We start from the raw sequence: 19,766 nt of genomic DNA on the forward strand, positions 1-19,766 counted from the left end.
GCAGCCGTGAACGAGACCCCGCACGCCCTGAGTTCGTCCCGCACCCTGTGGGAGCTGGTCGCCCGCCGCGCCGCCCGCACCCCCGACCGCCCGCTCTTCCTCCAGGACGGCCGGCCCGGGGGGCGCACGCTCACCTTCGGTGCCCTGCACGCGCGCGCCGAGCGGGTCGCGGCCGGCCTGTACGGCATGGGCGTACGCCCCGGCACGGTGGTCGCCTGGCAGCTGCCCACCCGCATCGAGACGGCCCTGCTGTCCTTCGCGCTGGCCCGCCTCGGCGCCGTGCAGACCCCGGTGATCCCCTTCTACCGGGACCGCGAGGTCGGCTTCGCGCTGCGCGAGTCGAAGGCGGAGTTCTTCGCCGTGCCGGGCACCTGGCGGGGCTTCGACCACACGGAGATGGCCAGGCGGCTCGGCGCGAAGGGCGTCTTCGAGGCGTACGACGACCTGCCCGACGGCGATCCGTCCGTGCTGCCCGCCCCGCCCTCCGACGGCACCGCGGTCCGCTGGATCTACTGGACGTCCGGCACGACCTCCGCCCCCAAGGGCGTGCTGCACACGGACCGTTCGCTCCTCGCGGGCGGCTCCTGCCTGGCCCACGCGCTACGGCCCTCGCCGGACGACGTGGGGTCGATCGCCTTCCCCTACGCCCACATAGGCGGGCCCGACTACACGGTGATGCTGCTGCTGTACGGCTTCCCGGCGGTGCTGTTCGAGCAGTTCGCGCTGCCGGACGCGCTGGCGTCGTACCGCACGCACGGGGTGACGATCGCGGGCGGGTCGACGGCGTTCTACTCGATGTTCCTGGCGGAGCAGCGGAAGCAGCCGGGAGTTCCGATCGTTCCTTCGCTGCGGCTGCTGGCGGGCGGCGGGGCGCCCAAGCCGCCGGAGCTGTATCACGCCGTGATCAGCGAGATGGGCGTGCAGCTCACCCATGGTTACGGCATGACCGAGGTGCCGATGATCACCATGGGGTCGCCGGACGACTCCCCCGAGCTGCTGGCGACGACCGAGGGGCGGCCGCCGGAGGGGATGGAGATACGGATCGTCGACGGCGAGGTGCGGTTGCGCGGGGAAGCGGTGTGCCGGGGATATCTGGACCCGGGGCAGACGGCCGAGGCCTTCGACGAGGACGGGTTCCTGCGCACCGGCGACCTCGGGCGGCTGACGGAGACCGGGCACCTGGTCCTCACCGGCCGGCTGAAGGACGTGATCATCCGCAAGGGCGAGAACATCTCGGCCCAGGAGATCGAGGACCTGCTGCACCGGCATCCGGCGGTCGGGGACGTGGCGGTGATCGGGCTGCCGGACGCGGCGCGCGGGGAGCTGGTGTGCGCGGTGGTGGAACGGCCGCCGGGAGCCGAGGCCTTGACGCTCGCGGCCGCGACCGCCTTCCTGCGCGCCGAGGGACTGTCCGTGCACAAGCTGCCGGAACGGCTGGAGGTGGTGGACGCCCTTCCGCGGGGCGAGACCCTGCGGAAGGTGCTGAAGTACGAGCTGCGCGAGCGCTATGCGGGCACGTGACGCCCGGCGCCCGGTGCCGCTACTCGGGGACGGTGAAGTAGCGGGCGAAGGCGGGGACGACCTCGGCCTCGCCGACCTTGCCGTCACCGTCCGCGTCGAGCGCGGCGGCGGCCGGGCCGGCGATGTCCTCGGGGACGCCGAGGCACTTCAGGACACGGGCGGCCTCCTCGACCGTCGCCGCGCCGTCACCGTCGGTGTCGGCGACGTCCAGGGCCGCGTGCAGGAAGGGACGGGCGATCTCGGCGAACCGGTCGGGGTTGTCGCGCAGCCGCTTGACCGCGCCGTTGACGAACTCCTCGCGCGTGATGCGCTGGTCGCCGTCGCGGTCCGCTATCCCGGCCATGCCCTGCCAGAACGCCTCGGCGCCGCCGTACAGCGCCTGTCCCTTGTCGGACCGGGCCGCCACGGCGAACTCCGTGAGCAGCGCCTTGGTCGCGCCGTAGAAGTCCTCGCGGTCGATGTAACCGTTGCCGTCCTGGTCGAAGGTGGCGAACCGGGCGGCGATCCTGCGCTCGTACTCGCTGCTGACCATGTCTCTTTCGGGCCGCCTTACGTCGGGTGGGGTGCTTCTCGCTCGGAGCGTACGACGGAGGGGGCCGTTCAGGCGCGGGAAAACGTCGCTTGTGCCAAGACCGGGGGAATTCCGGGACAACAGCGTGTCGGAACGGCAACACTCGTCCTACGGTGCGTCACCGGCCCGTCACGCGGACAGGGGTTCGCCCTCGTCGCCCAGGGCCGCGTCCAGATCGCCGTACACGTCGAACAGCCTGCGTACGCCCAGCGCGCCGAGGACCCGGTTGACATGGGATCCGTCGGCCGCGCCCCGGGCGGGCAGCACCAGCCGCAGCCGGCCCTGGCAGGAGCGGATCAGCCGGCGGGCGGCGATGAGCACGCCGACGCCGCTGGAATCGCAGAAGAACACCTCGGACAGGTCGAGGACGAGACAGTGGTGCCCCTCGGCCACCACGTCGTGCACACGCTGACGCAGCACCGGCGACGTCACCAGATCCAGCTCGCCCGACACCTGGAGCACGGCCCACTCGCCCTGCTCGCCGCCGGTCACTTTGAAGGTCACCACCACGCCCTTCGATCGCCAAAACGGAAGCAGTGCCTACGCTTCCTTGCAGCGCGGCTGCCCAGCGGCCGTTCCCTGAAACACAACCCGAAAAACGGATCCCCCGAGAAGAGGCTTGTTTTAGTCGACTTCGATCCTGTTCGATCCTCTTCGGTCAGGTCTGATCGGAGGGCGGCTGGGTAGGCGCGGCCCGACAGCACCCGTCGCGAGCGCCGTCGGTCCCCTACCATCTGCGGCCGACCAGGGGGCGCACATTGCCACAAAGGGGCGTGCGCTACCGGACGTGCCGACTACATTCGGGGAGACGTCGGACACAGTCTGGACAGGGCACGGGCGCGGGACACGAGCAGGGGGTGAGGAGGCGGCATGGCGAAAAAGGACGCACCGCCTCGCTGGGACCGCAAGATGCAGCAGCGGCTCGCCCGCGGGGAGGCCGCCGCCCTCGGTGAGCTCTACGACCGGTTCGCCTCCCTCGTGCACGGCCTCGCCCACCGCGTACTCGGCGACGAGCGCGCCGCCGACGGCATCACACGCGAGGTCTTCATCCACGTCTGGGAGCATCCGGACACCTACGACCCCAAGCAGGGCCCGTTGCGCACCTGGGTCGCCGCACTGACCCACCGCCTGGCCGTCCAGCGCCTGCGCGCCACCGAGACCGCCGCCCTCGCCCGCGAAGGCTCCGGCACCCCGGAGGAACTGGAGCACAAGGTGCGCCGGGCCTCGGTCGCCGCCCGTGCCGACTACATCGTCCAGTCCATGCCGGTCCCGCTGCGCTCGGCCCTGGAGCGGGCCTACTTCCAGCGCCGCGACTACCGCCAGACCGCCACCGACCTCGGCATCACCGAGGACGAGGCCCGCCGCCGCCTCCGCCTGGGCCTGCAACTGCTGTCCACCGCCCACGACTCGGAGGCACCCGGCGCACCGCCCGGATACGGGGGTGCGGTGTGAACGGGCCGGACCGGTTCGAGGCGCACGACGGCGATGACGGACCCGAGGAGAAGGACAAGCCCCGGAACGAAGGCGACATTCAGGACGAACGCCCCGAAGGCCCGCAGAACGAGCGTGCTGCTGGGCGCCCGCCGCGGATCCCCCTGCCCCGGGCCTCCGTCGAGGACAGCGGGCTGCCGTTGCCCGCGCTGGAGGAGCCCGGTGACGCGACAGAACCGCCGCCCGTACGGCCCGTGTTGGAGCACCCCGTGCTGAAGGCCCTGCTCGGCGCCTGGGCGCTGGCCGCGTGCTCGGCGGAGGAGGCCACGGCCGTCGAGGAGCACCTCGGCGAGTGCGGCGCGTGTGCCGACGAGGCCCGGCGGCTGCGCGAGGCGGTCGGGCTGCTGCAACGCCCCGACAGCCTCGACCTGGATCCGGGCCTGCGCACCCGGGTCCTGGAGTCCTGCCTGGAGCGCCGCCCGCCGCGCATCCCGGTGCCGGACTGGGCCGCCGCGTACGACACCGAGACCGCGCGCCTGGACGCCCTGCTCCAGGACTTCGGCGACGCCGAGTGGCACGCGCCGGTACGGCTGCGCTGGTTCCGGAGCGACGAGGCCACGAGCCGCCGCACCACCGTCGCCGGCGTCATCGCGCATCTGCTCAGCGTGGACGGGCTGGTCGCGGTCGCGCTGGGCCTCGACGACCCACTGGGCGACGTCACGTCCCGGCAGCCGACCCCGGCGTCCCGCACCGAGGCGTACTGGAGCGCCTCCCACTTCCCGCCCACCCGTGCCGTGCGGGCGCCCTGGCGGGAGCAGAGCCACAACCTCGTCCGCACGGTGTCCTTCACGGGCAGCGGCGTCGGCGGCCTGCCGGTGCCCTACGGCGACTTCGAGCTGCCCCTGCACGACGCGATGCTCGACCGGGCCTTCGAGTGCTGGGTGCACGCTGAGGACATCGCGAACGCGGTCGACTACCCGTACGACCCGCCCACGCCGCGCCACCTGCACCGCATGATCGACCTGGCCGCCCGCATGCTGCCGAACGCCCTGGCCGACCGCCGCCGCAGCGGCCTGGCCGCACCCGCCCACCACCGCCATCTCGTGACAGCGGGCGAACCGGGCCGCAGCCTCCGCCTGGAGATCGAGGGCTCGGGCGGCGGCGAGTGGCTGATCCCCCTCGACTCCCCCGCGGCCAAGGGCTCGGCCGAACACGAGGTGGCCCACGTGGCCCTGGACGGCGTGGAGTTCTGCCGCCTGGCAGCGGGCCACGTACCCCCACAGGAGGCGGCAGCGGGTCAGGTGGGAGACAGAGAGGCGATCAGGGATGTCCTGTTCGCGGCGGCGTCACTGAGCAGGATGTAAGTGGCTCAGGGGCGCGGGGAACTGCGCGACAAGCCACGGTCCACCCGCACCCGCCACACAAGCGGAACGTCCCGAGCTCCTAGGCGAAGATCACAGTCCGCCGCCCGTTGAGCAGAATCCTCCGCTCGGCATGCCACTTCACGGCCCGCGCCAGCGCCTGGCACTCCACGTCCCGCCCGATCGCGACCAGCCCCTCCGGCGTCACGTCGTGCCCGACCCGCTCGACCTCCTGCTCGATGATCGGCCCCTCGTCCAGGTCAGCCGTCACGTAGTGAGCAGTCGCCCCGATCAGCTTCACACCCCGGGCGTGAGCCTGGTGATACGGCTTCGCGCCCTTGAAGCTCGGCAGGAACGAGTGGTGGATGTTGATGATCCCCCCGGCGAGCGCCTTGCACAGGTCGTCGGAGAGCACCTGCATGTACCGCGCGAGAACGACCAGCTCGACACCCTCCTCGCGCACGATGTCGAGCAGCCGGGCTTCCGCCTCCGGCTTCGTGTCCTTCGTCACCGGGATGTGGTGGAAGGGGATGTTGTACGAGCCCACCAGCTCCGCAAAGTCCGTGTGGTTGGACACCACACCCGCGATCTCCACCGGCAACGCACCGGTCCGCGCCCGGAACAGCAGATCGTTCAGGCAGTGCCCGAACTTGCTGACCATCAGCAGGATGCGCATCTTCTCGTCGGCCCGGTTGATCTGCCAGTCCATCTGGAAGGAGTCACCGATCGCCGCGAAGCTGGCCCGCAGCTTGTCCAGGCTCACCGGCGCCTCCGCCGAGAAGTGGACCCGCATGAAGAACAGTCCCGTGTCGTGGTCGCCGAACTGCTGGCTGTCCTCGATGTTGCAGCCGGTCATGAACAGATAGCTCGACACGGCGTGCACGATGCCCTTCCTGTCCGGACAGGAGAGGGTGAGGACGTACTGGTCGGCCGGGGCCGCGGCGCTGGTGGACTGCTCGTTCATGCAGGACAGGTTCCCACAAGGAACCAGAGCACCGGCAACCGTCCCGCTACGCGGACCTCGTCATGATCCGCAGCACCTCCAGGCTGCGCGGCGGCGCGTCCGGCTCGTCACCGTCGCTCGCGGCCAGCCGGACATGCGCGTCCCGGGCCGCCCGGACCGCCTCCGGCCACGCCTGGTGCTCGAGGTACGTGGCGACCGGCGCGTCCGGCCCGACCTGGTGCATGATCCGCAGCACCCGCAGCACGGCCGTGTCGACGAGAGCCGCCTCCTGCGAGTCGCGGAAGATCGTGCCGACGTACTTCTCGGCGGACCAGTGGTCCAGCCAGGTGTCCTCGACCAGCCGGTACACCGCGTCGGTCACGTCGCCGAAGCCGTCCACGCCGGCCAGCCAGACGTCCCGCTGGAACACGGGATCGGAGAGCATGTGCAGCGCCGAGCGCACGTTGCTGCGCCAGCGCCACCACGGCATGTCATTGACAGGCATGCCGCCCATGGTGGATGAGCGACGGCCACGACGGGAAGAGTTCTCCGAAGCTTGCACGGTCATCGATCGTACGTTCCCCTTCACATCGGTCACACCGACCCCTGCAATTCACCTGTGCGTCACCGATCGTTGACCGGAGATCACTCCCGGGTTAGTCGTGTGGCGGAATCGTGCAGAGCCATGACCGGCAGGCGACGCAACCGCAGCACATTCCTCCCCGGCCTCCTCACCCGTCACGCCAGAACCGGCGTCCTCTCCGCGGGCACGGCGGTCGCGTGCGCGTCGCTCCTCGCCGGCTGCGGGGTGGTCCCCGGCACCACGGGGGATGCCGGGGACGACCCGATCACCGTCATGACCTGGGCGCCGCAGGACACCAAGGCCACCAACAAACCCGGCATGCCCGCCCTCGCACGCGCCTACGCCCGCTGGGTCAACGCCAACGGCGGGATCAACGGCCGCAAGCTCGACGTGCTGACCTGCAACGACCACAACGACAGCGTGGCCGCCGCCAAGTGCGCCCGGCGGGCCGCCAAGGAGAACGTCGTCGCGGTCGTAGGATCCTACAGCCAGTACGCCGACTCCTTCTTCCCGTCCCTGGAGGGCGCGGGCATCCCGTACATCGGCGGCTACGGCGTCACCAACGCCGAGTTCACCAGCCCCCTGTCCTACCCCGTCAACGGCGGCCAGCCCGCGCTGCTCGCCGGGCTCGGCAGCGCGCTCGCCGACGGCTGCGGGCCCGTGGCGCTGATCCGGCCCGACACCATCGCGGGCGACCAGCTTCCCCCGCTGCTCGACTCCGGCCTGAAGGCGGGCGGGCACAGGCCCGCGAGGGACCAGCGGGCGGCGGAGGACGCCACCGAGTACGACGGCCAGGCCCAGCGGGCGCTGGAGACGACGACCACCGACCCGGTGGACAGGGGGTGTGTGGTGCCCGCGCTCGGGGACCGCAACGGCACCTTCATGGACTCCTTCCGCCGGGCCCGCGAGGACTATCCCGACGTACGGACGGCCACCGTGCTCGGCAGCGTCGACCAGACGGTGATCGACGCGACCGGCGGGGCGTCGGGTCCGTACGAAGGCTCGTACATCACCGGCTGGTACCCGGTGGAGAGCGATCCCCGCTGGGACGCGATGAAGCGGGTGATCAAGGAGGAGGCCTTCGACGACAACCGCATCGACCCCGCGGACGCCGGAGTGCAGACCACCTGGATCGCCTACACCGTGTTCCGCAAGATCGTCGAGTCGCTCGGCGACGGGGAGGTGACCGCCGACACGGTCACGGAGGCCCTCGACGACGGCCTCAGGATCAGCACGGGCGGGCTCACGCCGACGCTTCAGTGGCGCTTCCAGGACAAGCTCGCCTCCGTCGGATTCCCGCGCCTGGTCAACGCCAACGTGACCCTCCAGGTGGTGCGGCAGGGACGGCTGGTGTCGGCGCGGAAGGGCTTCGTCGACACGACGAGGACGCTGCAGAACGCCGACGTGAACTACTGAGCCCGGCTCAGCAGTTCACGCCCGGCCGGGAGCACTCACAGCTGCGTCGGCTGCCGCTCGGTCAGGCCGTATTTCTTCGCGATGCCGTTCCACAGCTGGGCCGCCTTGGTCTTCTCGGCGCTCGCCACCCCGCTGGCCCGGTTGCCGGCCTGCGTCTGGCCGGTGACGCGGGCCTGGCCCTTCTTGCAGCCCTTCTTGCCTGCGGTCTGGTCGGCCCAGGCCGCGTAGTGGTTGTCGGCCGAGGCCGAGGCCTGCCACGCCTTGGTGAGGGCGGTGGTCAGCGCGGCGTGGTCGGGCAGCTTGTCGACCGTGATGCCGGAGAGCCGGGTGACCAGCTGGTTGCGCTGCTTGGCCGCGTCGCGCAGGTCCTTGGCGGCCTGGGCGAGGTTGTCGCAGCCCTTGACGTCGGCCACCGCGTTGATCACGGTGCTGCGGCTGTTGCCGCTGTCGGCGAGCAGCTTGTCCAGCTCGACCGCCTGCGCGCGGGCCGGGTCGGCGGACGGCGAGGCGGAACCGTCCGTCGCGGGCGCCGAGGCGGCCACGGTCTTGTTGTTGTCACCGCTGTCGTCACCGCCTCCGCCACCGGCGAGCAGCGCGCCGGCGCCGACGCCGAGGACGGCGATGCCGATGCCGACGGCCGCGATGACCGGCACGCGCGAGCCGCTCCGGCCACCGCGGCCGGAGCGGCCGTCGGACTGGCCGCCGCCGGGCGGCGCGTAGGAGGGCTGGGGGTGGGACTGCGGCTGCTCGAAGCGGGGCATCTGCTGGGTGGCCGCGGCCGGACTCTCGGCGCCGTGCTCGCTGCGGAAGAGGTTCTCGAACCCTGCGGGCGGCTGCTGGCCACCGCCTGGCACCGGCGCGATGTACTGCGTCGCCTCGGCGTCCGGGTTCGAGGCGGGCGGCAACGGCCCGGTCCCCAGGAACCGCGTCGCCTCGGAGTCCTGCTCGGCGGGCATCTCGGGCGGCAGCGCGCCCGGGCCCACCGGGGGTATGTACTGCGTCGCCCCCTCGTCGGCCGGGGTGGCGGCGACGGGCGGCAGATACTGGGTCGCCCCCTCGTCGACGGCCGGGGGCAGGGGGGCACGTCCGGCAGCGGCGCCGTGTCCGCCGGAGGCCGGCGGCTGCGGGCCACCCGCGGCGACGGACCCGTACGCGTCACTCTGCCGGGGCAGCTGCCCACCGGCAGGCCCGTACGCACCGGAGGGCGCGCCTCCGGCGGGAGACCCGTGGACGTCGGACTGCTGCGGCGGCTGCCCGCCCGCGGGGCCGTTCCCGTAGGCATCGGCCTGCTGCGGCTGCTGCCCCCCGGCGGGGCCGGTCCCATAGGCACCGGTCTGCTGCGGCTGCTGCCCCCCGGCGGGCCCGTTCCCGTACGCGCCGGACTGCTGCGGCTGCTGCCCTCCGGCGGGCCCGTTCCCGTACCCGCCGGGCCCCTGGGGGCCCGGTGACCCGGCAGGGGAGTTGTACGCGTCGGCGCCCTGCTGGTGTGAACCGCCCGTGCCGGCGGGCCCGTACGTGCCGGAGGGCGCGCCTCCGGCAGGTGACCCGTACGCGTCGTGCTGCTGCGGCGGCCGGCCGCCCGCGCCCTCCGGAGGCAGCGGGGCTCGGCCCGCAGGAGCGCCGTACTGTGCGCCGTCGGCGGGCGCGCCGTAGGAGCCGGCGTACGGGTTCGGGGACTGGGCGCCCTCGGGGGGCAGCGCGCCCGGGCCCGGTGTGCCGGGGGCGGGGTGCTGGGCGTCCCAGGCCGGTGGCTCCGTCCACTGCTGGGGCGGCGGGGACTGCCAGCTCTGGCCCGGCTGCGCGGGCGGGGTCTGCTGGTCGGGCCCCCAGGGCTGGCCCCAGGTCTGGCCCTCGGCGGGAGCCGAGGCCGGGGTCTGGCCGGACCGGCGGCCGGCGGGCGCGTCACCGCGTCCGCCCGTCATGCCCGGCAGCAGGGGCTCGCCACCGTCGGAGGGCAGCACGATGCCTTCGCGCGCGGGGCGCGCCGAGGGCTCCTCGCCCTGTCCACTCTGCGTCACCGGGACTCCTACTAATGGGGGACCTTGTGAATCGTCGGGTCACGCTACCGGGTCCCCTGAGCCCCGTGCCACGCAGCACAGGACGTGACCTCCTGCCCTGTGAGCGCGGTAACAAAACCGGGTCACGGCTCGCTGCTCATGTCACCTCCCGCGCGCCAAGCCGCCGTTTTCCTCACGTTCACGCATGCGCCGACCCTGTGTTCACGCCGCCGCCTGAAGGTCCAGCCGCGCCCCGAACTCCCTGACCACCGCCTCGTCCCGGTACGGCTCCAGCCGCTGCTGGAAGTCCTCCAGATACTCGGCCCCCCGGTTGGAGCGCAGCCCCTCCAGGAGTTCGACGGCCTTCATGCCCGTACTGCACGCCTCTTCGATCTCGCGCTGCTGCACCTGTGCCGTGGCCAACAGCACATAACCGATGGCCCGGCGGCGGGCCCGCGTCTCGGGATGCCCGGCCAGCGACTCCTGCGCGCACCGCGCCGCCGCCTCGGCCTGCCCGAGATCCCGGTGGCAGTGGGCCAACTCGTCGGCGAGATAGGCCTCGTCGAAGTGCCCGATCCACGCCGGGTCGTCCCCGGCGGCCGGGTCGGCCGCCTCCAGGGCGCTCACCGCCCGCCCGGCGCAGGACTGGGCGGCGCGCGCGTCGCCCATCAGGGCGTGCCCGCGCGCCTCCGCCGCGTGGAACATCGACTCCGCACGCGGCGTCACGCGCCCCCGCGCCCCCTCCTGCGCCGCCCGCGCCAACTGCGCGATCTCCCGCGGGTTCCCGAGCTGCGCGGCGAGATGGCTCATGGAGGCGGCGAGCACGTACCCGCCGTAGCCCCGGTCCCCGGCCGCCTGGGCGAGCCGCAGCGCCTGGATGTAGTAGCGCTGGGCCAGGCCCGGTTGCCCGGTGTCCACGGCCATGTACCCGGCGAGCTCGGTCAGCCGGGCCACCGCCGCGAACAGGTCCCGCCCGACCGCCTCCCGGTACGACCCCGCCAGCAGCCCCGAGACGACGCTGTTGAGGTAGTGCACGACGACCGGCCGCACGTGCCCGCTGCCGTACTGGTGGTCGAGATCCACCAGCGCCTGCGTCATGGCCCGCACCGCCTGCACGTCGGACTGCCCGACCCGCGGCCCGGCCGAGCGCGACACCTGGCCGTCGGGTGCGGAGATCAGCCAGTCACGGCTGGGCTCGACCAGCGCGGACGCGGCGACGGAGGAGCCGGACAGGAAGTCCCGCCGCCCCACGTCACTGCGCCACAGCTCGCAGACCTGCTCGATGGCCCCCAGTACCGTCGGCGAGAACTGCAGACCCACGCCCGAGGCGAGGTTCTTGCCGTTGGCCATGCCGATCTCGTCGATCGTGACCGTACGGCCGAGCTTGCGGCCGAGCGCCTCGGCGATGATCGCCGGGGCCCGTCCTCGCGGCTGCTGCCCGCGCAGCCAGCGCGCCACCGACGTCTTGTCGTAGCGCAGGTCGAGGCCGTGCTCGGCACCGCACATGTTGACCCGGCGGGCGAGGCCGGCGTTGGAGCATCCGGCTTCCTGGATGAGCGCCTGGAGCCGTTCGTTCGGCTGCCTGGCGACGAGCGGCCTTGCGGCCATGGCGTACCCCCTGTGGCTGCGGTGCCTGCCCACGCACCGAGTTGACGTGTCTTCCGCGGCCGGGTCCCTCGCGTCCCGGCGAAAAGATCCGGCCGTGAAGATCAATGCCCCGCCGACCAGGCGAAAATGCGAGGCATGTGAGGATTGCCGGGGTAACGGCTGTTGCCGGCCCCACTCGTGGCTACCCAGCTCCGGCCACGGATCCTCCTGCGCGCCCCCGCACATGCACCCATGCGCCCCGACGACAAGGGCGATGCTCCTCCCCGCGCACGCGGGCGGGCGTAACCCCTGGTGACGACCGGAGTTGTGTTCATCGTGGAAGAGACGATCGCCGGCACCGAAGCCGCTCAGATCCCGAAGCAGCGCGGGGAATCGCTGCTGGAGACCGCTGTCCGCTACGCCGAGGAGCGCCACTGGGACGTGTTCCCCGGCACCTGGCTGGAAGCCGTCGACGGCGCCCAGCGCTGCTCCTGCGGTGACGCCGCGTGTCCGGCCCCGGGATCGCACCCGGCGCGCCCGGACTGGGCGACGCAGGCGACGGGCAGCGCGACCGTGGCACGGCGGATGTGGCAGAAGCAGCCGACGGCGTCGATCCTGCTGCCGACGGGGCGTACGTTCGACGCGATTTCCGTGCCGGAGACCGCCGGGTTCCTCGCCCTGGCGCGGATGGAGCGGATGGAGCTGACGCTGGGGCCGGTGACGCTCACGCCGGATCGGCGGATGGAGTTCTTCGTGCTGCCGGGGGCGTCCGTGAAGGTGCCTGACCTGGTGCGGAAGCTGGGCTGGTCGTTGTCGTCGCTGGATCTGACGGTGCTGGGCGAGGGTGGGTACGTGGCTGCGCCGCCCACGCGGTTCGGGTCGCGCGGAGCTGTGCAGTGGGCCTGCCGGCCTACGCCCGCGAATCGGTGGCTGCCGGATGCGGAGGAGTTGATCTCGCCGTTGGCCTATGCGTGCGGCCGGGATCGGTAGCCGCGCCTGTTCGTCTGCCTGGTCGCTGGTGTGCGGCGACTGCTGGTTGTGTGTGGTTGATCGCGCAGTTCCCCGCGCCCCTGAAGAACGCCACCGTAGGGTTCAAGGTGACGGAGGGAGACGCGGTGGGATCCAGCGCTGTGCGTGTGCAGGGGCTCTGGAAGCGGTTCGGGCAGCAGGTCGCTGTTGCCGGGGTCGACCTGGAGTTGCCCGCGGGCAAGTTCATCGGGCTTGTCGGGCCGAACGGGGCCGGGAAGACCACCACCCTGTCGATGGTGACCGGGCTGCTCCGGCCCGACCACGGGACCGTCGAGGTGGTCGGGCACGACGTGTGGCGGGACCCCGTCGAGGTGAAGGCGCGGATCGGGGTGCTGCCGGAGGGGCTGCGGCTGTTCGAGCGGCTGTCCGGGCGGGAACTGCTGGCGTACACCGGGCGGTTGCGCGGACTGCCCGGTGCCGAGGTCGACAAGCGGGCCACGCAGCTCCTCGACGTCCTCGATCTGGCGGGCGCCCAGCACAAGCTCGTCGTCGACTACTCGACCGGCATGCGAAAGAAGATCGGCCTCGCCACGGCTCTCCTCCACAATCCCGAAGTGCTGTTCCTGGACGAGCCGTTCGAGGGCGTCGACCCCGTCTCCGCCCAGACCATCCGGGGCGTCCTGGAGCGGTACACCGCCTCCGGCGCCACGGTCGTGTTCTCTTCCCACGTCATGGAGCTCGTCGAGTCGCTGTGCGACTGGGTGGCCGTGATGGCCGCCGGACGGATCCGCGCGCACGGGACGCTGGCGGAAGTGCGGGGTGACGCGCCCTCGTTGCAGCGGGCGTTCCTGGAGCTCGTCGGGGCGCAGAGCCGGGACGCCGGGTCCGATCTCGACTGGCTGGGCGGCGGGTCCCGGTGAGCGACTCCACGATCACCCCCGTCTTCGTACGGCTGAAGCTGTCGCTGCTGCGCAACGGGCTGCGGCAGTCCGGGGGCCGTAAGGCCGCCTACATCGCGTCGGCCGTCTGTGCTCTGCTGTTCGCCGCGTTGCAACTGATCGGCCTGATCGCGCTGCGCGGGCACGCGCACGTCGAGTCGCTGGTCGTGCTGGCGGCGGCGGTGCTGGGGCTCGGCTGGGCGGTGATGCCGCTGTTCTTCCCCAGCGGCGACGAGACGCTGGATCCGACCCGGCTGGTGATGCTGCCGCTGCGGCCCCGGCCGCTGGTGCGGGCCCTGCTCGTGGCGTCGCTGGTCGGTATCGGGCCGCTGTTCACGCTGTGCCTGCTGATCGGTTCCGTGGTCGCGGTGGCCCGGGGCGGGGCGGCGTTCGCGGTGGGCGTGGTCGCGGTCGTCCTGGCGCTGCTGGTGTGCGTGGCTCTCGCGCGGGCCGTCGCCGCCGCCAACGTACGGCTGCTGACCAGCCGCAAGGGGCGGGACCTCGCCGTGCTGAGCGGGCTCGTCATCGCGATCGGGGCGCAGGTCGTCAACTTCGGCGCGCAGCGGCTCGGGGCGTCCGGCCTGGGCGAGCTCGACCCGGCGGCGGACGTGCTCCGGTGGGTGCCGCCCGCGTCGGCCATCGGGGCCGTGCACGCGGTGGGCGAGGGATCGTACGGTCTCGCCCTCGCGCAACTGGCGCTGACGGCGGGCGCGCTGGCCGCGCTGCTCGCCGTGTGGTCACGGCATCTGACCCGGCTGATGACCTCGCCCGACGGGTCGACGCTGCCGGCCGCCGGGACGGCCGCCCGCGAGCGGACGTCCAGCGGGCTCGGACGGCTGCTGCCCGCGGGCCGTACGGGGACGGTCATGGAGCGCAGCCTGCGGTACGTGTGGCGCGACCCCAAGACCAAGGCGGCCTGGGTGACGTCGCTGGCCATCGGGCTGATCGTGCCGGTGTTCAACGCCTGGCAGGGCACCGGGTCCGTGTACTTCGCCTGCTTCGCCGCCGGGATGCTCGGCATCCAGATGTACAACCAGTTCGGGCAGGACACCTCGGCGTTCTGGATGGTCGCGATGACGATCTCGTCGACCCGCGACGCCTACGTCGAGCTGCGCGCCCGTGCCCTGGCCCTGCTGCTGATCACCCTGCCGTACGCCACGCTCGTCACCGTCGTGACGACCGCCGTGCTCGGCGACTGGCGGCGGTTGCCCGAGGCGCTGGGGCTGTCCTTCGCGCTGCTCGGCGCGATGCTCGCGACCGGGGCGTGGACCTCGGCCCGCTTCCCCTACTCCATTCCGCAGGAGGGCCACAAGAACGTCGCCCCCGGGCAGGCCGGGCTCGCCTGGATCTCCATCTTCGGCGGGATGATCGCCGCCGCCCTGCTGTGCGCGCCGGTCATCGCGCTCACGATCTGGCTGAACGTGAGCGCCGGGGGCGACGACTCGACGTGGCTGCTGCTGCCGGTGGGCGCGGGGTACGCGGCGGCGCTCACGGCGGTGGGACTGCGGTTCGCCGCTCCGCAGACGGCCCGGCGGTTGCCGGAGATCCTGACGGCGGTCAGCAAGGGGTGACCAGGGGGCTTCCGAAACACCCCCAGGGGCGTCAGTCGGCGCTCAGGGCGTCCAGGAACGGTTCGATCGCCGCCCGCCAGGCCTCCGGCTGGTCGTAGTGGACGAGGTGGCCGGCGTCGGCGACCTCCGCGTACTGGCCGCGGGGCAGGACGCGGACCATCTCCTGGGCCTCGGCCCGGCCCAGCTCGCCGTCGAGGCCGCGCACCACCAGGGCGGGGCAGCGGACCTGGGCCAGCTCCTCCCAGTGCGCGTCGTACACCCACGTCTCGCGGGAGCGGAGCATCTGCTCCGGGTCGAAGACCGGACGCCAGCCGTCCGGGGACTCGGCCATCACCTCGGCGTAGAACTCGCCGCGGGCCGGGTTGGGCCGCTCCACCCAGGGGTCGTCCTCGCCGAACCACTTGCGGACGTCGGCGAGCGTGGCGAAGGGCAGCGGCCAGGACTTGAACCACTGGTCCCACTCGCGCTGCGACGCGGCACCGAGGGCGGAGGCCCGCATGTCGCAGATGATCAGGCCACGGACCAGGTCGGGGCGCTTGGCGGCGAGCTGCCAGGCGGTCAGCGCGCCCATGGCGTGGCCGATGAGGACGACCGGGGCGAGGCCGAGCTGTTCGAGAGCGGCCTCGGCGTCGTCGACGTAGGCGTCACGGGTGAAGGAGCCCTGCGGGGGCTTGTCGCTACGGCCGTGGCCGCGCTGGTCCAGGGCGACCGCTCGGTACCGGGCGGAGAGCCAGCGGGCGGTGGACGCCCAGTGCGAGGCGCGGCCCATGAGACCGTGCAGTAACAGCACGCCCGGGGAGCCGTCCGGCACGTCCCGCGCTGGATCGGATCCGGCTGGATCGGTCTTGGGCGGGTCGCCGAACTCCCAGGCCGCGAGGCGTACGCCGCCCGTCCCGGTCACGTCGATGCGTCGCGCCATGTCCTGGCACCCCCCAAGCTTCGCGCGGACCGTGGCCGTCTCGGGCCGGTCGGTCCTGTGAACCGTGTTCTGCCTGCCGTGCCTGTTGCCGTTCCTCGTGGTTCCTGCCGGAGTGCACATCCCTGTAGCGCACATTCCGGTGGGTACGTCACCCGCAGATTATCGAATGGCCATTCGAGGAGGCCGTTCTCGCGGACAACACCCCTCGTTCGAGTGACCACCCCCAAGGATTGATCGCCTCGACCGAGGGGAGATCTTCAGCGGGGGGCGGACCGCTCGGGGAAACCGGTCCGCGGGGAATGACCCTGAGAGCTCGGGGCTCCGGGTCAGCACAGGGGAGGACAGGCCCCGGCGCCACGCGGCGCCGGGGCCCTCCACGTCTCCACGGCACATCCTTCCGCCCCCTCCCCGGCCGGACGACATCGCTGTCGAACCGCGGCCAAGAGCCCTCAGGTCATATGCCTCACGCGACAGCGTCGCACGGGAAGCCCGCGAGCGCTGCCATTCGACGGACTGAATCATGGATCCGACGGGATCACGCCAACGCCACAACCGCCCCACCCGCAACGGGAGTTGGCGACCACCCCGAGACCGGTTCCGGGCCGGGATCAGGGCTTGGCGACGAACACGTGGGAGGCGACGTCCGACTCCAGCTCGGCCGCCTCGCCACCGCTGCCGACCAGCACACCGCCCGCCGACTCCGTCACACTCACCACCGAGCCGGGCTGCACGCCCGCGCGCCGCAGCGTGTACATCAGCTGCGCGTCCGTCTGGATCGGCTCGCCGATCCGGCGCACCACGACCGTCTTGCCCTCGGCGCCCGGGTCGAGGCTGGCCAGCGACACCATGCCCTCGTCCAGGAACGGGTCGGCGCCGTCCTTCTCGCCGAGCTCCTCCAGCCCCGGGATCGGGTTGCCGTACGGCGACTCCGTCGGGTGCCGCAGCAACTCCAGGACGCGGCGCTCCACGGCCTCGCTCATCACGTGCTCCCAGCGGCACGCCTCGGCGTGGACCTGCTCCCACTCCAGACCGATCACGTCGACGAGCAGACACTCGGCGAGGCGGTGCTTGCGCATCACGCGCGTGGCGAGACGACGGCCCTCGTCGGTGAGCTCCAGGTGCCGGTCGCTGGCGACGGACACCAGGCCGTCGCGCTCCATCCGGGCCACGGTCTGGCTGACCGTCGGCCCGCTCTGGTCCAGCCGCTCGGCGATACGGGCGCGCATGGGGACCACACCCTCTTCCTCCAGCTCGAGGATGGTGCGGAGATACATCTCCGTGGTGTCGATCAGTCCGGACATACGTGCCCCTCGAATGAGATCTGCCGGAGGCTGGACGGCTCACCGGCGTGTGCGCTGGCCCTGCACCCAATTCTGCCGGATACCACCGACAACCGTGCCGCGGGAGGGAAAGCGGAGGTTATCCGGGCCCGCGGCGGGGTACGACGGAGCCTTTCACAACCGCAACGAGCGCTCTCCCGGCCCCGCCGGGCTTTTCCCGGCTCCGCCGGGCCTTTCACGGCCGTATTGACACCGCACTGGTCCAGACCGCACCGTGATGCGCGACACCCGCCCCAGGTCAGCCCGAAGGGACTCCGTATGAGCGAGCGCGCGCCGGCCGGCCGGTTCCTCGACGCCGCGATCGGCCTGCTGCGGCGGGTCCGCGACGAGGAGGCCGACAGCATCGCGGCGGCCGGGACGCTCCTCGCCGACACCGTCGAGAACGGCGGCCGTCTGTTCGCCTTCGGCGCCGGGCACTCCTCCCTCGCCGCGCAGGACCTCGTCTACCGCGCCGGCGGTCTCGCCCTGATGAACCTGCTCGCCGTGCCGGGAGTCGTCGGCGTCGACGTCATGCCCGCGCCGCTCGGCTCCGCGCTGGAACGCGTCGACGGCCTCGCGAGCGCCGTCCTGGACAGCTCCCCGCTCCGCGCGGGCGACGCCCTGCTGATCATCTCCCTCTCGGGGCGCAACGCCCTCCCCGTGGAGATGGCCCTGCACGCGCGCGCCCTGGGCGTGCAGGTCATCGGCGTGACGTCGGTGGCGTACGCCTCGGAGACGAAGTCGCGGCACGCCTCGGGGACGTATCTCAAGGACCACTGCGATCTCGTCCTCGACTCGAAGATCGCGGTCGGCGACGCGGAACTCACCCACGACGACGTGCCCGCCCCCTTCGCCCCCGCCTCCACGGTCGTCACCTCGGCCCTCCTCCAGGCCGTCATGGCGACCACGGCCGCCACGCTCGCCGACCGGGGCGTGGAGCCCCCGCTCCTGCGCTCCGGGAACGTCGACGGGGGGCATGACTGGAACGCACGGGTCATGGAGGAGTACCGGGACCGGATCTTCTACCGGCACTGACATGTTCAAGCGGCACTGACGTGTTCCGGCGGCGCTGAGGCGCCACGGGCGTCGGCGCGCCCTCACTCCTCGTCCGACAACCCGGCGAGATCCAGCGACGCGGCGATCCGTACCGCCACGTCCTCCGCATACATCGCGTCGGACCGCTCGAAGGCGCTGCGCCCCGCGCCCCGCAGGAACGTCACGACACCCAGCGTCCGCCCCCGGCTGCGCAGCACCGCGCACAGGGCGTGCACGGCGTCCGGCGGCCACTGGCGGGCCAGGGCCCACTCCCGGGCCTGCTCCGGCGGGACCGTGCCCGCGCTCGCCCGCAGCGCACCGACCCGCTCCACGCACTGCACGGCCGGATGCGCCTCGGCGTACCGCACGGGCAGGCCCGCGCGGTCGGCGAGCTTGCTCGGGCCCGGCGCGCCGGAGGGCGTCGCGGCGACCCGCACCAGCCGCACCGGCCCCTCGTTCTCACCGTCGGTGAGCGCGCCTCCGGCCACCCGGTCGATCAGCGCGTGGTCGGCGAAACCGGCCAGGGCGAAGTCCAGGTGGACGGTCGCGGCCTCCGCCGGGTCCTCACACTCGGCGGCGGCCCGCGACGCCCGGTGCAGCTGCTGCGTACGGAACCGCAGCAGTGATGCCTCCTGCTCGGTCTGCTTGGCCTCCGTCACGTCCTGGAACAGCCAGCCGACGCCCAGCGGAACCGGCTCCTCCGCGAGCGGCGAGGCCAGCCGCAGGAAACCGCTGCGCCAGCACCGCCGGCGCTCCCCCTCGGGCGTGCGCACCGTCACCCACACCTCGGCGGGCGCGGGCGGCGCACCCTCCGCCAGCACGTGCTGAAGCGCGCTCTCCAGTTCCTCCACGCCCTGCGCGAGCAGTTCCCCGAGCGGCCGCCCGAGCACGGACGTGCGCCCCGTGCCCAGCGCCCGGGCCGCGTGCGCGTTCACCACGGCGGGCCGCAGGTCGACGTCCACGAGCACGACACCCCAGCTGGCGTCCTCGAACAGCGCCTCGCTGAGGGCGATCGACCGCTCCAGATCGATCTGCACGTGCACCTCGCTGAAGGCGCAGTACACACCCGCGGGCTTGCCGTCAGGTCCTCGCACGGCCGCCGACTGCATCCGTACGAGCACCCGCCCGCCGTCCTTCGTCAGCAGCGCGAACTCGTGGACCTGGCGCCCCGGCGCGTGCATGGCGGACAGCAGCCGCGCCTCGACCTCCTCGGCGTCCGCGCTGCGCACGGCCCACCCGGCGAGGCCCCGCCGCCCCACGGCCTCGTCCGCGCTCCATCCCAGAATCCGCTCGGCCTCGCGGTTCCAGTGCGTCACGACCCCGTCGGCGCCGAAGGCGCACAGCGCCGCGTCCATACCGTCCAGCAGCGCGGCGAGCAGATCCGAGCCGTCCGAACCGTCCCGCTCGGGCTCGTCCGGCCCCAGCTCGTCGGTGGTCCCACTACGCCGGGAAGCACTCACCTGGACCCCCTGCAGGCTGCGTCCGCACGTACGGCACGTCGGTTCGCTACTTGCAATCATTCAACTGGAACGTGACCCAGCGCACACCAAGTTCCCACAACATTGAAGGAATCGTTGTACGGCGGCGATCCCCACGTCAACGCCC

The 19,766-nt window shown here is 72.5% G+C and carries 17 protein-coding genes; 8 read left to right on the plus strand and 9 right to left on the minus strand.

All coding sequences use genetic code 11. The features are described from left to right. Window positions 1–6 precede the first annotated feature (6 nt). Complete coding sequence (locus GTY47_RS11305) at window positions 7–1,521, plus strand: AMP-binding protein (RefSeq protein ID WP_010035745.1); 1,515 nt, start codon at window positions 7–9, stop codon at window positions 1,519–1,521. Window positions 1,522–1,540: 19 nt separating this feature from the next. Here GTY47_RS11305 and GTY47_RS11310 read toward each other — a convergent pair whose 3' ends face one another. After that, a complete protein-coding gene (locus GTY47_RS11310) occupies window positions 1,541–2,053 on the minus strand; it encodes an EF-hand domain-containing protein (protein ID WP_010035747.1) in 513 nt (170 codons plus the stop codon). A 168-nt stretch (window positions 2,054–2,221) separates the two neighbouring features. Continuing rightward, on the minus strand, window positions 2,222–2,602 hold the full coding sequence (locus GTY47_RS11315; protein ID WP_010035749.1) for an STAS domain-containing protein: 381 nt from the start codon (window positions 2,600–2,602) through the stop codon (window positions 2,222–2,224). A 360-nt stretch (window positions 2,603–2,962) separates the two neighbouring features. Here GTY47_RS11315 and GTY47_RS11320 point away from each other — a divergent pair, with 360 nt between their 5' ends. Both GTY47_RS11320 and GTY47_RS11325 read left to right on the plus strand, forming a co-directional pair. Next, the gene (locus GTY47_RS11320; protein ID WP_010035752.1) at window positions 2,963–3,544 is read left to right on the plus strand and encodes a sigma-70 family RNA polymerase sigma factor; all 582 of its coding nucleotides are present in this window, start codon (window positions 2,963–2,965) and stop codon (window positions 3,542–3,544) included. Then, window positions 3,541–4,887, plus strand: a complete 1,347-nt coding sequence (locus GTY47_RS11325; RefSeq protein ID WP_010035754.1) for a zf-HC2 domain-containing protein — start codon at window positions 3,541–3,543, stop codon at window positions 4,885–4,887. The genes GTY47_RS11320 and GTY47_RS11325 overlap by 4 nt, the downstream gene beginning before the upstream one ends. Window positions 4,888–4,966: 79 nt before the next feature. Here the strand turns inward: GTY47_RS11325 and purU are convergent, their stop codons facing one another. Beyond that, window positions 4,967–5,848: a formyltetrahydrofolate deformylase gene (gene purU / locus GTY47_RS11330; RefSeq protein ID WP_010035755.1), complete on the minus strand. Its 882-nt coding sequence runs from the start codon at window positions 5,846–5,848 to the stop codon at window positions 4,967–4,969. 46 nt (window positions 5,849–5,894) lie between these two features. Further along, on the minus strand, window positions 5,895–6,395 hold the full coding sequence (locus GTY47_RS11335; RefSeq protein ID WP_029180888.1) for a hypothetical protein: 501 nt from the start codon (window positions 6,393–6,395) through the stop codon (window positions 5,895–5,897). A gap of 117 nt (window positions 6,396–6,512) precedes the next feature. Here GTY47_RS11335 and GTY47_RS11340 point away from each other — a divergent pair, with 117 nt between their 5' ends. Then, window positions 6,513–7,826, plus strand: a complete 1,314-nt coding sequence (locus GTY47_RS11340) for an ABC transporter substrate-binding protein (RefSeq protein WP_010035761.1) — start codon at window positions 6,513–6,515, stop codon at window positions 7,824–7,826. Between the two features lie 35 nt (window positions 7,827–7,861). Here the strand turns inward: GTY47_RS11340 and GTY47_RS11345 are convergent, their stop codons facing one another. Both GTY47_RS11345 and GTY47_RS11350 read right to left on the minus strand, forming a co-directional pair. Beyond that, window positions 7,862–9,844: a hypothetical protein gene (locus GTY47_RS11345; RefSeq protein WP_010035763.1), complete on the minus strand. Its 1,983-nt coding sequence runs from the start codon at window positions 9,842–9,844 to the stop codon at window positions 7,862–7,864. Window positions 9,845–10,045: 201 nt separating this feature from the next. Further along, complete coding sequence (locus GTY47_RS11350; protein ID WP_010035764.1) at window positions 10,046–11,431, minus strand: transcriptional regulator; 1,386 nt, start codon at window positions 11,429–11,431, stop codon at window positions 10,046–10,048. Between the two features lie 306 nt (window positions 11,432–11,737). Here GTY47_RS11350 and GTY47_RS11355 point away from each other — a divergent pair, with 306 nt between their 5' ends. The 3 genes from GTY47_RS11355 (at window position 11,738) to GTY47_RS11365 (ending at window position 14,888) form a co-directional block, all read left to right on the plus strand. Beyond that, window positions 11,738–12,400, plus strand: coding sequence for a bifunctional DNA primase/polymerase (locus GTY47_RS11355; RefSeq protein ID WP_010035765.1), 663 nt, complete (start codon window positions 11,738–11,740; stop codon window positions 12,398–12,400). Window positions 12,401–12,507: 107 nt separating this feature from the next. Next, window positions 12,508–13,299: an ABC transporter ATP-binding protein gene (locus GTY47_RS11360; protein ID WP_029180890.1), complete on the plus strand. Its 792-nt coding sequence runs from the start codon at window positions 12,508–12,510 to the stop codon at window positions 13,297–13,299. Beyond that, window positions 13,296–14,888: a hypothetical protein gene (locus GTY47_RS11365; RefSeq protein WP_010035772.1), complete on the plus strand. Its 1,593-nt coding sequence runs from the start codon at window positions 13,296–13,298 to the stop codon at window positions 14,886–14,888. The genes GTY47_RS11360 and GTY47_RS11365 overlap by 4 nt, the downstream gene beginning before the upstream one ends. Window positions 14,889–14,919: 31 nt before the next feature. On the opposite strand, the gene GTY47_RS11370 is transcribed toward GTY47_RS11365, so the two are convergent. Then, complete coding sequence (locus tag GTY47_RS11370) at window positions 14,920–15,807, minus strand: alpha/beta hydrolase (RefSeq protein ID WP_010035779.1); 888 nt, start codon at window positions 15,805–15,807, stop codon at window positions 14,920–14,922. A 608-nt stretch (window positions 15,808–16,415) separates the two neighbouring features. Further along, on the minus strand, window positions 16,416–17,108 hold the full coding sequence (locus tag GTY47_RS11375) for a metal-dependent transcriptional regulator (RefSeq protein ID WP_010035781.1): 693 nt from the start codon (window positions 17,106–17,108) through the stop codon (window positions 16,416–16,418). Window positions 17,109–17,405: 297 nt separating this feature from the next. Here GTY47_RS11375 and GTY47_RS11380 point away from each other — a divergent pair, with 297 nt between their 5' ends. Continuing rightward, window positions 17,406–18,161 carry a sugar isomerase domain-containing protein gene (locus GTY47_RS11380; protein WP_010035782.1) on the plus strand — a complete coding sequence of 252 codons (756 nt, stop codon included), beginning with the start codon at window positions 17,406–17,408 and terminating at the stop codon, window positions 18,159–18,161. 62 nt (window positions 18,162–18,223) lie between these two features. Here the strand turns inward: GTY47_RS11380 and GTY47_RS11385 are convergent, their stop codons facing one another. Further along, window positions 18,224–19,681: a PAS domain-containing protein gene (locus GTY47_RS11385; protein ID WP_078602760.1), complete on the minus strand. Its 1,458-nt coding sequence runs from the start codon at window positions 19,679–19,681 to the stop codon at window positions 18,224–18,226. Window positions 19,682–19,766 lie beyond the last annotated feature (85 nt).

This window comes from Streptomyces sp. SID5464 (assembly GCF_009862985.1).
Classification (GTDB): Bacteria; Actinomycetota; Actinomycetes; order Streptomycetales; family Streptomycetaceae; genus Streptomyces; species Streptomyces chartreusis_D.

What these genes read in the sequence shown, in the direction of transcription:
- GTY47_RS11375 (WP_010035781.1), bottom strand. Translation starts at nt 17,108, where the DNA reads ATGTCCGGACTGATCGACACCACGGAGATGTATCTCCGCACCATCCTC.
- GTY47_RS11380 (WP_010035782.1), top strand. Translation starts at nt 17,406, where the DNA reads ATGAGCGAGCGCGCGCCGGCCGGCCGGTTCCTCGACGCCGCGATCGGC.
- GTY47_RS11370 (WP_010035779.1), bottom strand. Translation starts at nt 15,807, where the DNA reads ATGGCGCGACGCATCGACGTGACCGGGACGGGCGGCGTACGCCTCGCG.
- GTY47_RS11320 (WP_010035752.1), top strand. Translation starts at nt 2,963, where the DNA reads ATGGCGAAAAAGGACGCACCGCCTCGCTGGGACCGCAAGATGCAGCAG.
- GTY47_RS11385 (WP_078602760.1), bottom strand. Translation starts at nt 19,681, where the DNA reads ATGATTGCAAGTAGCGAACCGACGTGCCGTACGTGCGGACGCAGCCTG.
- GTY47_RS11340 (WP_010035761.1), top strand. Translation starts at nt 6,513, where the DNA reads ATGACCGGCAGGCGACGCAACCGCAGCACATTCCTCCCCGGCCTCCTC.
- GTY47_RS11335 (WP_029180888.1), bottom strand. Translation starts at nt 6,395, where the DNA reads ATGACCGTGCAAGCTTCGGAGAACTCTTCCCGTCGTGGCCGTCGCTCA.
- GTY47_RS11310 (WP_010035747.1), bottom strand. Translation starts at nt 2,053, where the DNA reads ATGGTCAGCAGCGAGTACGAGCGCAGGATCGCCGCCCGGTTCGCCACC.
- GTY47_RS11350 (WP_010035764.1), bottom strand. Translation starts at nt 11,431, where the DNA reads ATGGCCGCAAGGCCGCTCGTCGCCAGGCAGCCGAACGAACGGCTCCAG.
- purU (WP_010035755.1), bottom strand. Translation starts at nt 5,848, where the DNA reads ATGAACGAGCAGTCCACCAGCGCCGCGGCCCCGGCCGACCAGTACGTC.